This is a genomic window from Zooshikella ganghwensis (assembly GCF_018263875.1).
GTDB lineage: Bacteria > Pseudomonadota > Gammaproteobacteria > Pseudomonadales > Zooshikellaceae > Zooshikella > Zooshikella ganghwensis.
In genome coordinates this window covers 26,456-40,267 of the sequence record NZ_JAEVHG010000005.1, presented here as the reverse complement: position 1 = coordinate 40,267, position 13,812 = coordinate 26,456, and the positions used below count along the sequence as shown (strand labels likewise).

The following is a 13,812-nucleotide window of genomic DNA, read 5'->3' as shown; positions in this document are numbered from 1 at the left end:
AGCTGCTTGTTACGACGATAGATTGATTGCAGATAACTGGCATTACTCAGCATAAAAAATAAAAGTAACACCAATTAATAACCATACAAATAGTGCATAATACCAAGTGTCGGTTAACCATAAAATAACTGATATATACTGAGTTAACCGTCCTTGAAAGCCTGAGCCGTTCCCTGTCATATAGCCTACTGAGGCTCTAGGCTTACATTATCTTTGCAACTAAATCATAAAATGAAAACTGAGTTACGTATTTAGGCCAACACAATACTTTTACGTGGTTAAAAAGCTATAAAACACTTAGCTTGCAAGTATTGAGCGGGAACTCATGGTATCTGGGCAACAACCCAACATGAGAGACGCTAATAATTAGTGCCGTGCAAGGTCATAGAAGCAAATAAAACAAATACAATGTAACGCATGACGGTTGGTGTTCCCTTTTATTGCAATGCATGAGCTTTACAAGAATGACATGATAGGAGGCCATCTATGGCTGAAAAAAAAGCAATGTTAACCATCGACGGACAACAACATGAACTCCCTGTTTACACAGGTAGTCTAGGTCCTGATGTGGTAGATGTTCGCAGCCTTACTGGTGAAGGCTTGTTTACCTACGATCCCGGGTTTGTTTCCACTGCAGCGTGCGAGTCAAAAATCACTTACATCGATGGTGACAAGGGAATTTTGCTTCATCGTGGTTATCCTATTGAACAGCTGGCTGAGCATTCCACCTACTTAGAAACGTGCTTTCTATTGATTTATGGCGAGCTTCCCCTTCAATCAGAATTACGAGAGTTCGAAGAAATCATTCGTAAGCACACCATGGTCCATGAACAGCTACGTAACTTCTTCAATGGTTTCCGTCGTGATGCACACCCAATGGCTGTCATGTGTGGTGTAGTGGGTGCACTTTCAGCGTTCTATCATGACTCATTAGATATAAGTAATGAACGTCACCGAGAAATTGCGGCATTCCGCTTAATATCAAAAATGCCAACGCTAGCGGCCATGAGTTATAAATACTCTAAAGGACAGCCTTTTGTATACCCTCGCAATAGCCTGGACTACTCGGCTAACTTTCTGCACATGCTATTCGGCACCCCTTGCGAGGAGGCAGAAGTCAACCCCATTATCGCTCGTGCAATGGATCGCATATTCCTGCTTCATGCAGATCATGAGCAAAACGCGTCCACCTCTACAGTCCGCCTGGCAGGCTCCTCAGGAGCGAATCCTTTTGCCTGTATCGCTGCGGGCATTGCCGCACTCTGGGGACCCGCTCATGGTGGTGCTAATGAAGCCGTCTTAAATATGCTGCAAGAAATTGGTGATGAAAAAAATATTGATAAATATATTGCTCGCGCCAAAGACAAAGATGATCCTTTCCGCTTGATGGGTTTTGGTCACCGTGTCTACAAAAACTTTGACCCCCGCGCCAAAGTAATGAAGCAGACCTGTGATGAAGTATTAAATGAGCTTGGTTTAGAAGACGACCCACTTTTCAAAATAGCAAAACGCTTAGAAAAGATAGCGTTAGAAGATGAGTACTTTGTAGAGAAAAAGCTTTACCCTAATGTTGATTTTTATTCAGGGATAATTTTAAAAGCGATTGGTATTCCTACTGAAATGTTTACCGTTATCTTCGCGACTGGCAGAACGCCTGGATGGATAGCTCACTGGCATGAAATGATCAGTGGCCCCTACCGCATTGGTCGGCCCCGTCAATTATATACAGGCTCTGATATTCGCGACTATGTAGCTGTAAGCCAACGTAGCGTGTAAGCCCGATGTAAATGTAATGGATAAAAGTTGTGTCCTTCACAATCACAATCCATGCATTAATTTTCTCTTCCCGCGGTAGATGACCATCCCTGGTCTCTACTGCTCACAGCACTTTCAGCACCTGTATCACAACCGCATTCAAACTATCTTCGCACGTTATTGAGTGGATATCTCCAGCACCGTCAAGATTTCAAAAGCCTGCTCAGCACTGGAGCCACAGATAGCATCCTCGGCACGAAACTCAGCACAAACAGTGGGACGGCGTGGATCATTAAATAATGCACAGCGAAAATCAGCACCCAAGTGCAAACAGCGTTGGCCTGCAGGCTTACCGTTTGGCATACCAGGCAAAGAAGAGCTAATTGAAGGTACAATACAACAGGCACCACAACCACTTCGACAATTCACGCAAGACCTCTTACAAACCTACAATCCCTCATAACAACCCCTCATAAAAGGTATATTTCACTGCATAGCGACGACAAACCAGGCATAGTATATACCCAATTCACTTCACATAATTACAGTTAACACCACTCATATACAATTTATGCTTAGGTATGTCACATGGGATCATCTATGATTATTAGTTGTCATTATAAAAGTGTGTTATTCGCTAAACGCTTCAAGAATGTTCTAATGTACCTATGTATAAACCACTTTTTATTCGTTTTTTGAGCTGCTACAAACTTGGTCCTTTGAAAACAGTACAACCATGAAGGAATTGATTGCTTGTCATGAGTGTGATCTGCTGCTGCCTTACACCGCACTCCCCCCCGGAACCAAAGCCTGCTGTCCTCGCTGTGGATACCAGCTTTATAGTGCTCGTCACAACAGTCTAGAGCGCACACTAGCGCTGAATATTACAGGGCTGCTGTTGTACATTCCTGCGATGTTTTTACCTATTATGTCTCTAGAGATGTTAGGGCAATCACAATTTGATACGGTTTTTGCGGGTATTGCTACACTCTTTGCTCACGATATTTGGTGGGCTGCCTTGTTAGTCCTGTTTTGCAGCATGTTAGCGCCCTTATTCAAAAAACTATTGTTGTTGTATGTTCTGTTAGGCATTAAGTGTACATGGTCGAAACCACCATTAGCTCGCGCATTTTCCTGGTATCAACATCTTGATAGCTGGGCCATGCTAGAGGTCTATATGCTAGGTGTTTTAGTTTCAGTTGTTAAACTCATTGACCTGGCCGCTATCCAGTTTGGGCTTGGCTTAGTCTGTTTTATTGCACTGATGATTTGCTCAATGGCTACAGGTATCGTACTTGACCACCATTTAATCTGGCATAAGCTGGAGCAATTTCCTAACCAACCAAAGGCTGCAGAATAAAATGCACCACTCTGTAATAACGGCAAAAGAAGCTGGCTGGCTGGTTTGTTCGACTTGCCACAAACTCTCTCGACCTGTGTCTCATGCTCAACACTTGCGTTGTCCCCGCTGTCATACCCGTCTTCATTGGCGAACGCCAAACAGTTTAGCCTATGCCTGGGCATTTACATTGGCGGCTTTTATTATGTTCATTCCTGCCAACATGTACCCTATTACCCACATCAATTTTTTTGGTGCAGGCCAGGCAGACACTATTCTTTCTGGGGTAATTGAGTTAGCTAAAGCAGGTATGATTCCGATAGCCGCTGTTGTTTTTATTGCCAGCATCGCAGTCCCTTTATTGAAACTTGCTGGACTGATTATACTGCTATTGTCTGTTCAATTTCGTTGGGCAATGAGTGTTCGGCAACGCACACTTATGTACCGTTTTATTGAGTGGATTGGTCGTTGGTCCATGTTGGACTTATTTGTGATAGCCACACTGGTGGCATTGGTTAAATTAGGTAATATCGCCACGATTGAAGCCGGTATTGGTGCCAGTGCATTTGGTGCAGTTGTTGTACTTACCATGTTAGCAGCCCATGTCTTTGATCCAAGACTCATGTGGGATAATGCAGCCCTGCCTGAGAGTGCAGCCGAAATTGAAGAGGATTGACTTTGAGTCAAGAAACACCTGAAAGCCCTGAAACAGCAGAAGTACTACCTCCTTCTCCCGAAGACCAGCTGTCATTGGCTGAAGTCGATATTAAGCCACGTCGAGCTCTTTCGATGATTTGGCTACTCCCCTTTATTGCCGCATTAATTGGTGCATGGCTGATCTATAAAGGCATTTCAGAGGCAGGCATTGAAGCCACTATTTTCTTTAAGAGTGGTGAGGGCATTGTGCCTAATAAAACACAAGTCGTGTATCGCGGTCTGCAAGTTGGTATTGTCAAAAAAGTATCCATCACACCCGACTTACAAGGTGTAAACGCCACCGTAGAGCTAAAACCGCAAGCTGAAGCATTATTACGAAAAACATCAAAATTTTGGCTGGTAAAACCACGTATTTCTGTAGCTGAAATTTCTGGTTTGGAAACATTAGTTTCGGGTAATTATATTGATGTACAGCAGGGAGAAGGCAAACCCCAATATCACTTTAACGCATTAGAAAATCCACCCCCTGTTGACCCTGATACCCCAGGCCTGCACCTTACGCTACAAACAAAAGATTTAGGCTCACTTGAGCGTGGTAGCCCCGTGTTTTTCAAAAAAATACAAGTGGGTCAAGTGACTGATTACACTTTATCTAAAGATAATAAGAACGTTAATGTCCGTATTATTATTTCACCTAAACATCAGCACTTGGTTCAAAAAAATAGTCGCTTTTGGAATGCCAGCGGTGTCAGCGTAAAGGGGAATTTATCAGGATTTAAATTCAGAACAGGCTCTTTAACCTCTATTCTCAGCGGCGGTATTGCCTTTTTTAACCCTGATACAGAAAAAACTATTAAACCAGCCAAAAGTGGTGACTTATTTACCTTATTTGAGGATTTTGATGCCGCCGACATAGGCATACGCGCTAAAATTCATTTTTCCTCAGGACAATTTTTAACAGAAGGTCAAACAAAAGTCGTGTTTGAGGGACTCACCATTGGTGTAGTCAAACGGGTCAAAGTCAACAAAGACCTGAAAGGTGTTACTGCCACAATTTTATTTGATCCACGGGCAGAGCCTGCACTAATAGAAGGCACGCAATTTTGGCTAGTAAAACCAAAAATTAGTCTGGCAGAAGTCACAGGTCTGGATACTTTAATTAGTGGTAACTACATTGCTGTTCGCCTGGGCGATTTAGAGCAAAGTAAACCCCAACGGGTTTTCACTGCATTAGCAGGCCCTCCACCTCTGCCTCTTCATGAGCCAGGTTTGCACCTAACACTTGTGAGTGAAAGTCTTAGCTCTGTTGAGGTGGGAAGCCCCGTCTATTATAAAAAAATACCTGTCGGCAGCGTCCAAAGTTACGCATTTACCGAAAACAATAAACAGGTCAGTATCAATATTTTTATTAAACCAGAATACGCCGACTTAGTACGAACCAATTCGCGCTTTTGGAATGCCAGCGGCGTCAGTATCAGTGGAAACCTGTCGGGTATTAAAGTCCATACTGAGTCTATTACTTCCTTACTCACCGGCGGCATTGCATTTTATACCCCACCAGGACGCTATCGTTTAGCCAAAAATAGTGATCAATTTAATCTATATAATAATTATGATGATGCGCATCAAACAGGTATACCTATCAGCATATCATTTCCTAGCGGAGAAGGATTACGGGAAGGTACGCCTATAAAGTACGAAGGTGTTGAAGTGGGTAAAGTAACGCGTTTACGACTTAATGCTAAAGAACCTGGTGTTATTGTCAAAGCACTGATCACCCAAGGTGGTTACCGCCTTGCACAGGAAGACACCCAGTTTTGGATTGTCAAAGCACAGTTGGGACTGGCTAAAACACAACACTTAGAAACCCTAATTTCAGGACAATATATTCAAGCCAAGCCTGCCACAAAAAAAGGTAAACGACAGTATGTATTCAAAGGTTTGCTCAACGCACCAATGATCAAAGCTACCTCCGCACCAGGCTTAAAAATCACACTCACAGCTCCCCGTTTGGGTTCAATAAAAGAAGGGGTTAAGGTCTTTTATCGGGATATACCGGTTGGCTCAGTGACAGGTTTTGAACTCGCCCCTACAGCCAATAAAGTTCACATTTATCTTAATATCGAAAACCGCTATCGACACTTAGTAAGACAGCATACCCATTTCTGGAATACCAGCGGCATTGGTTTTGACTTCTCACTGTTTGGTGGAGCAAAACTAAAAACTGACTCGCTAGAATCTATAATTGAAGGGGGTATTGCCTTTGCAACCCCTAATAACCATAACATGGGTGGATTAGTTAGGCCATTTACTAAGTTTAGGCTGCACGCAGAACCCCTTGATGAGTGGTTACAGTGGGCTCCCAAAATTCCACTTTAACCATTAACACGCCCAGTGTAGAGTATTTTATAGCCACTAAAAGCACCAAAGACGGTTGCTCTTGCAACCGCCTTTAAAGTTATTTGTAGAGCAACTGCGCTTTAACTCCCCATACTAAAGAAGAGATTTATAGCTTCACTGAGAGACTCTTTAGTGAGGGGCATATTTTAGCTGGCGCTGCAGCAACAGACATAAGCCAAGTAACATCAAGCCTAATCCACCAGGTACAGGCATGGGGGTAGGATCTGGCTCGCCTCCTGGTGAAAATGCCGTTAATATCCGTATACTGTCACCTGGTGAGCTGGCCGTAAAGTTAATGAGTGCACGATGGGTTAGTACTGGATCAATGGCAACTGAATCAGCCGATTCTAGACCCCGGGCAGAGGGGCTTAAATAGTTTGCTGAAACATTCGCCAAAAAATCACTCGCCGCCAAAGTCGCTGTTTTTGTCATGATAGCTAAAATAGGTGCATCAAAATCCACATAACCAATCATCCGCTGTGAAGATGCAGGATCAAATACCACATAATGGCTAGCTACTTCAGTTCCCGTTGGCAAGGTTGCTGAAGGACCTATATCGACCGTTAAAGGTGCAGGTATAATAATATTTTGGTCTTCATCAAAACCATACAGGTTAGGATCATTAAAGTTATCATCACCAACATCGCCTATTGGTGGTATGAGTTTTATAAATATTCCTCCTGCTGTTGCTGCACTTCCTCCTGTTACATCTCCCGCTATGATAACTGCCTGTGCACTATTTAACCCAACAACAAAACAGCATACACCGTATATTATATGTCGAGCCATTATTAACATTTTTTTTAGCATTACATGCATCTCCTCAAAAGAAACCAGCAATACTAAAGCACAGTTCATACCAACCAACTTTAACACTAAAAATTAAGCTATTTCCAATTTTAAGATATATTGATTGAATAATAGGTCGAAAAATATATAAACACTCAACTTTATACAAAGCTTACCTGACACGCTCCCACCAACATTAATTCTCCAAGATAAAAAAATAATATTCCTAAAATATTTTTAACACTAAGCCCACATCAGTTTCAGTGTATTTATCAAACAGCATAAATGCTGTTGTAAGACAAAACACAAACATTAGAAAAACATCATAAACACTTTTTATAACTATGAATAATTTTCGTTAGTAATATACGACATATTGACTCACAAAAAAAATCCTGCTTATAATCGAACGCGGGAGTTATCTGGGGATTATTCCAGCAAAGATAAAATATAGTACAAAGTGGGATATTCGTACTTATTTAGCACTACCTTATTAAGGTAGCAAAGCCGATAATATAAGGTGTTTTTATAAGTTGAATAACAACCATTATTTATATTAGAAAAATAACCAAAGCAAAATACACAACATATAAAGTGTAAAATCAGTTAGGAAATTTCATGAAGCTTAATCAAGTTAAGGGTGTAACCTTATCAGCCCTTTTTTTGTCTATTTGTAGTGCAAACACGTTTGCAGCCAATCCTACGCAACTGCCACAGCCGGAACCAATGACCAATATAAAAGGTGTCATTATTGAAGAACCGGTACAGCTTAAACAAAAAACACAAAAGCGCCGTAGTAAACGAAGTGTTCCCCTTCGTGCACCTGTAGTAGAAGCTAATGACTGGTATAATTTAAGCCCTGAAGAAGACAATATCGAAGGCTCTAGCGTCAACAAAGTATATAACCAGCTTTCACTCACCAATAAATATAAGCCTGTTATTGTTGCGGTTATTGATAGTGGCGTTGACATCAAGCATGAAGATTTACAAGGAAAAATTTGGGAAAACTCTCGAGAAATACCCAACAATGGCATCGATGATGATGGTAATGGCTACGTTGATGATATTCATGGTTGGAACTTTATCGGTGGTAAAGACGGTCGTCATGTAAATTACGATACCTTAGAAATCACCCGTGAATATGCAAAATATCAAGCGCTTTTGGCTTCTGGTGCCTATATTCCTGCCAAGAAAAAAGCTTACTATGAAGAGCTTAGTAAAACATTCCAAGATGAAGTAAAAGAAACAACAGAAACCCGTGACCGATATGTCAACTATCAAGCCCAAATTAAGGAAAATAAAGCATTACTTTCTACCTATAATTATAATGACTTTTCCAAAGAAGGCTTATCAAGCATCAACAGCGATATTGAAGAAGTAGCCGTCGCTAGAGATTTTCTGTTAAAAATATTAGACCTATTCGGTAAGTACGAAAAAGTCGATAGTCGAGCTGAATATTACGCTAACAAATTGGCTTATAACTATAATACAGAGTTTGATCCTCGTACTGATATTGTCAAAGATGACCCAAACAATTTTTGGGAAACGGGTTATGGTAATAATGACGTAACAGGACCAGACTCTGATCATGGCACCCATGTATCTGGTATCATTGCGGCGGACCGGCATAATGATATTGGTATAAAAGGCATAGCAGAAAATGTCAAAATCATGGTATTACGTGCTGTGCCTAATGGCGATGAACGTGATAAAGATATTGCTAATGCAGTGCGTTATGCTGTAGATAACGGCGCTAGTATTATTAATATGAGCTTTGGTAAAAGCTATTCACCCAACAAAGCTAGACTTGATTTGGCCTTTGAATATGCCTCAAATGCCGGAGTTCTGTTAGTACATGCCGCGGGCAATGACAGCAACAACAATGACGAAAAACCTCGCTACCCTAACCGTAATTTCAAAAACTTTCCAGGCTATAAAATCAGTAACTGGTTAGATGTTGGTGCTTCGTCTGCTAATAAAGGTGAAGACTTGCCCGCCAGCTTTACCAACTTCGGCAAACGAACCGTTGACATTTTTGCGCCTGGCGTAAAAATCCTGTCAACCATTCCTGGCAACCAATACGCCAAATATAGTGGTACCAGTATGGCAACCCCTGTAGTGTCTGGTATTGCTGCATTAACACTCTCCCAGTACCCTTACTTGGATGGTTACTACCTGAAGTATATGCTACTCAACACAGGAAGAGAGTATCCTGGCCTTGAAGTTAAACAACCTGACACCCCTGAAACAAAAGTTGAGTTTAGTGAGTTATCCAAAACAGGGAGCGTTGCCGATGCTTACACTTTGTTGAGGAACTTTAAGCAAGGCCAATAGAGAGTACTAGGTAATTTATTTAGCAATAAACGCGCTAAATAACCCGCCCATCAATCGCTATAGTAGCTACAAGCTATCTATAGCGATTGCCCCGTTAATAAAACATCACTCAAGTTTCTCAATACTCTTCTAATATAACTACAGCGAAAGTTTTTAATGGGAGTAGAAGACCATCCTTGGTCTCCATTGCCCACGCCGCTCATTGCACTTACGTCACAAGCCAATTCAAGCATTGCAAATCCACTTTTTGCTCCATCTCTATCATTGTTAAAAGAACAATGGTGATGTATTAACGTAGCTCATTGACTAGGATCTGTTAACAGTCTTTTAGTTTATGCATGGTTTTAAAAAAGCCTTCTATACCCTTCACGAGTGATTTCTAGGTTTTGTTATCTTCATTCCTCACCCCAATCACCTATTAATATAGGCTCATGGGACTTCCTCACTCGATGGCCGCACCTAAAAACCATTCGTATTGGGTATAGGTTTTTACATTTTTAGTAGTATAAGACTAAAGTAGTATATACACCCTTTTTTAAACATCTGATAATTAAGAGCAACTCTAAAATACAATTTTTTACAGCTGTTTCAGCGCTGTACTCAGGTTTTGATGTATTCTTTAAACGCTACGCTCTTGTGTGCAGTGACTCATTGTTCTGACAAAAAGCACTACTTTTAGAGTTAACCCTGAATACGATACGTTTCACTAAATATAACGAATTAATTAAAACAGCCACTACCCCTTAGCAAAAAATATAAATACTTAACTCAGCCAAATTCTATAAATCCAAACAGTACATTTTTATATAGGGCCTACAAAAAAAACCAACAGCTTAGCTTTATGTAAAAATAAAATTCATTACCCAGCAAGAAAATGTCATGAGTCATTGAAATACAAACCAGAGAAAGCATAACTTATTAACCAATAAAGGAAGCAAAAATTGGGATAGTTTTTGACATTGAGCTGATAGTGCTAGTTAAACTAATTCCCCATAAGGAAGTATTCCATGCCATTTAATAATATTTTAGACAGCTTAGGTAACACCTCTTTAATTCATATTAATAAAATCAATCAGTTTTTAAACACTAATGTATTAGTTAAGTTAGAAAAAGAAAACCCTGGTGGTAGCATCAAAGACAGGGCAGCGACTTTTATTATCGAGCAAGCTGAAAAATCAGGCCTGCTACAGCCAGGAGGGACTATCATTGAGTCTTCCTCTGGGAATTTTGCTATTAGTCTAGCAATGATTGGAGCCATAAAAGGCTATCGAGTTATGGTCCTCGTCGACCCAAAGACCACTAAAACAAACATAGCTCTGATGAAAGCCTACGGTGCAGAAGTAATCGTCGTTACTGAAAAAGATGATACTGGCTCATACCATAAAACGCGAATCGCCAAAGCAAATCAACTTGCCAGAGAAAATGCAAAAAGTTATCGACCTGATCAATGTTTTAATGTACTTAGCTCCGTAGCTCACTACAACTCTACCGCTAAAGAGATTTATAAACAAACCCAAGGAAAAATAGATGGTGTTGTGTGTGCAGTAAGTACTGGCGGCCAAATTGGAGGGATCGCTGAATACTTTAAACGTTACTCGCCCAGGTGTAACATTGCCTGTGTCGATGCCTATGGTTCTGCAGTCTTCGGGGGGCCTTCCCATGCATATAAAATTCCTGGTGTAGGACTAGGCTGGACGCCAAGAAATATTAGAGATGTTAATAAAATAGACTATGTTTACCGAGTGTCTGATCAAGCAGCTTATACAGCCTCACGCATATTATGCCGTAATGAAGGCATACTAGTCGGAGTATCATCAGGTGCCGTATTACTGGCAGCGCTAAAGCTTTCCCTACAACTGAAAAATAAGCATCCCATTATTGCACTATTAGGTGATAGTGGCGAACGCTATCTGGATACGTTGTTTGATGATGAGTGGTTAATTAAAAACAATATTGACCGTGATACTAGCATGGTACAACTATGCAGTTTATTGGAAAAAATCGATACACCGCAACAAAGCCCCAATATTGAAAGCAATTATAATGATACACTGATTGATTTACTCAATGTTCCATCGACAACAGTCACTCGCTTTGAGCAAATCGATGAAAGCCTGTTAGAGAGTGCCTGACATGAAAAAAAGATTAATATTAATTGAAACACTTCATACTGGAACAGGACTTGAAATCATTAAGTCTGCACTGACACGTAATATAGAAGTTTATTTTATTACGGCTGAGGCTTATTGGTTTGAACCAAATGTACCAGAGTCAATTAAACAGGCAATCCATGTATCATATGTTGACTGGAGTAAAACAACCGTCAGGGAACAGTTCTTAAAATACTGTGAGAATGGCGTAAAAGTAGCACTCTTTACGCAGCGTGATGGCTTTGTTGAAGCGGTTGCTGATGTATGTGCTGAATTTAATCTTAATTTTCAAAGTGCTGAAGCTATTCAAATCGGTCGCAACAAACAACTTGCACGCCAACATTTAGCTAACACTAACGTTTCAAGCCCAGGTTATTATCATGCATCCACTATCGCGCAACTGCGTAAAGCGGGTGAAAAACTGAGTTTTCCGATCATATCGAAACCCGCAAATGGCTCTGGTAGCAAAGATATTACCTTACTGCACAATTTAGTTGATTTAAATGCCCTGATAGCCCGAACTCAATCTGAACAAGTTAATCTTTTATTGGAAGAGTTTATCGTTGGTGAGCTTATCTCTGTTGAATCTTTTACTTACAAAGGAATGAATCACATCCTTGGCTGCACTAACCGGCTAATGACCCATCATCCAGAATTTATTGAGCTAGGCTATGCTTTCCCCTACAAATTAAATGACAACCTTCAAGCCAAAGTGGAACACTACACAAATACGGTATTAGATAAGCTCAACTATACCTTTGGCTTTTGTCATATAGAGTTTATTGTCGGGGAAGATGACATCTATTTAATTGAAGTCAATCCAAGGTTAGGCGGCGGTCAATTAGGTAAACTGATGTCAAACAGCCTCCAGGCAAATGTTTATGACATCATGGTCGATGCACTATTTGATGACTTGAGCGATCAGGTTAATTTTACCACAGGTGATGCATACGGTTGTTACACCATTTACCCAACTCAAGCTGGAACAGTAAAACAGATTCATGGTGTAGAAATTGCCAAGCATCATCCAAACATTGAGGGCGTTATTTCTGCAGTAAGTCAAGGCGATCAAGTAACCCCGCCAACAGATATGCTTGGCCACGCTTTTCAGGTTATAGCCAAAGAAAAGACAGCAGAACGAGCCCTCCTGACAGCTTACTCAGCAGCAACCTCAATCTCCCTGGAAGTGGTATAAATTAATGAGATAAGCCAATGTTAAGGTATTATACTTTCACAATTATTTTTATAATTTCATTTACAAATTTTCTGATATTTTATACTTATCCATTTTTGTTAGATAAATTAGGTGTTGCTGAAGGAACTGCTGGCATTGTGGTTGCGCTCGCAACTACCTTAACCCTGCTATTTAGAATAATGGCTGGTTTTATTATTGACCGGCGACCTCCCAAACGCGCCTTAACACAAGCTCATGTTATCTATCTGTTATCTTTCCTGATGCTATATAGCGACTCATTCTGGATAGTTGCCACAGGCAGAATCATTTTAGGGTGCGCATTAGGTTTTATCGCGACTTTATTACTTTACTACTCAGTATCCTCTGAACCCCAAAATAAGGAAAAAGCTAAATCTGTATCCTTACTTACCTTTTTTAGTATATTACCCACATGCATTGCGCCTTTTACGGCACTACAACTAAAACAGCATATGGGGATTGATGCAATCACTGCTATTGCCATAGGTGCGGTGCTAGTATCACTTGTACTTGCGTTTATCACTGACCAAAAAATTAACGTCGATTACCCAAAACATAATAGTCACTTATTAGAAGAGTTCTCAGCAATTCTGCTTGATCGTCCCATAAAAACAGTTATTTTCGTATTAGTACTAACCTATATTATCAGTGGCACCACCGTCACCTTTCTCCCACGACTTTTTGAGCAGCGTGGTGTGGAGAATATCAGTGTTTACTTTTTTATCTTTTCTACATTTATGGTATTACCGCGTTTCCTATTGAAAAATAAGATGCCCGATGGTAGCCACTTTCCATATTTACTACTGGCAACCTGTGTGCTCATGGGATTAATTGGAAATAGCCTGAATGCATTTTCTGAAAACTTAGTTTTACTCTCACTCGCTGCAGCATTAAATGGTGCTACATTAGGTATTTTATACCCAGCCATTATGGCATATACCATTTGCTCAGTCAGTGACCGATTGACCGGATCAGTAAGCGCTGTCATTGCAGGCGCTGCAGATACTGGGGTTATCCTGTCAAACTTTGTGCTTGGAGCCCTAAGTAACCAACTTGATCTTGCTACCTCTTTATTATTTCCAATTGCAACATCAGTACTTGCAGGCGTGATATTACTTTTTTACCTTAGCGCTGAAAAACGTGTCAATAAAGCAGTGTGTTGACCAAGGAAGTCT

Annotated in this window: 10 protein-coding genes; 8 read left to right on the top strand and 2 right to left on the bottom strand. The window is 40.6% G+C overall.

Annotation, left to right across the window (positions count from 1 at the left end; translation table 11 throughout):
* The first annotated feature begins 486 nt into the window (after window positions 1-486).
* The gene (gene gltA / locus KHS79_RS09355; RefSeq protein WP_212718507.1) at window positions 487-1,776 is read left to right on the top strand and encodes a citrate synthase; all 1,290 of its coding nucleotides are present in this window, start codon (window positions 487-489) and stop codon (window positions 1,774-1,776) included.
* 156 nt (window positions 1,777-1,932) lie between these two features.
* Here gltA and KHS79_RS09350 read toward each other — a convergent pair whose 3' ends face one another.
* Window positions 1,933-2,184 (bottom strand): zinc/iron-chelating domain-containing protein, encoded by a 252-nt coding sequence (locus KHS79_RS09350; protein WP_027708738.1) that lies wholly within the window; start codon window positions 2,182-2,184, stop codon window positions 1,933-1,935.
* Window positions 2,185-2,491: 307 nt separating this feature from the next.
* On the opposite strand from KHS79_RS09350, the gene KHS79_RS09345 reads away from it, so the two are divergent.
* Genes KHS79_RS09345 through KHS79_RS09335 form a run of 3 tightly spaced genes read left to right on the top strand, consistent with a single transcriptional unit; the run spans window position 2,492 to window position 6,130 of the window.
* Window positions 2,492-3,115, top strand: coding sequence for a paraquat-inducible protein A (locus KHS79_RS09345; RefSeq protein WP_212718505.1), 624 nt, complete (start codon window positions 2,492-2,494; stop codon window positions 3,113-3,115).
* A gap of 1 nt (window position 3,116) precedes the next feature.
* Complete coding sequence (locus KHS79_RS09340; protein WP_230400413.1) at window positions 3,117-3,770, top strand: paraquat-inducible protein A; 654 nt, start codon at window positions 3,117-3,119, stop codon at window positions 3,768-3,770.
* Window positions 3,771-3,772: 2 nt separating this feature from the next.
* Window positions 3,773-6,130, top strand: a complete 2,358-nt coding sequence (locus KHS79_RS09335; protein WP_212718503.1) for a PqiB family protein — start codon at window positions 3,773-3,775, stop codon at window positions 6,128-6,130.
* A 150-nt stretch (window positions 6,131-6,280) separates the two neighbouring features.
* Here KHS79_RS09335 and KHS79_RS09330 read toward each other — a convergent pair whose 3' ends face one another.
* Complete coding sequence (locus KHS79_RS09330) at window positions 6,281-6,961, bottom strand: hypothetical protein (RefSeq protein WP_212718501.1); 681 nt, start codon at window positions 6,959-6,961, stop codon at window positions 6,281-6,283.
* Between the two features lie 597 nt (window positions 6,962-7,558).
* Between KHS79_RS09330 and KHS79_RS09325 the strand changes: the two genes are divergently transcribed.
* From KHS79_RS09325 to KHS79_RS09310, 4 genes are all read left to right on the top strand, one after another.
* Window positions 7,559-9,274 carry a S8 family peptidase gene (locus KHS79_RS09325; protein WP_212718500.1) on the top strand — a complete coding sequence of 572 codons (1,716 nt, stop codon included), beginning with the start codon at window positions 7,559-7,561 and terminating at the stop codon, window positions 9,272-9,274.
* Between the two features lie 1,007 nt (window positions 9,275-10,281).
* The gene (locus KHS79_RS09320; RefSeq protein WP_212718499.1) at window positions 10,282-11,406 is read left to right on the top strand and encodes a cysteine synthase family protein; all 1,125 of its coding nucleotides are present in this window, start codon (window positions 10,282-10,284) and stop codon (window positions 11,404-11,406) included.
* A gap of 1 nt (window position 11,407) precedes the next feature.
* Window positions 11,408-12,619, top strand: a complete 1,212-nt coding sequence (locus KHS79_RS09315; RefSeq protein WP_212718498.1) for an ATP-grasp domain-containing protein — start codon at window positions 11,408-11,410, stop codon at window positions 12,617-12,619.
* Window positions 12,620-12,636: 17 nt separating this feature from the next.
* Complete coding sequence (locus KHS79_RS09310; protein WP_212718497.1) at window positions 12,637-13,800, top strand: MFS transporter; 1,164 nt, start codon at window positions 12,637-12,639, stop codon at window positions 13,798-13,800.
* Window positions 13,801-13,812: the final 12 nt, after the last annotated feature.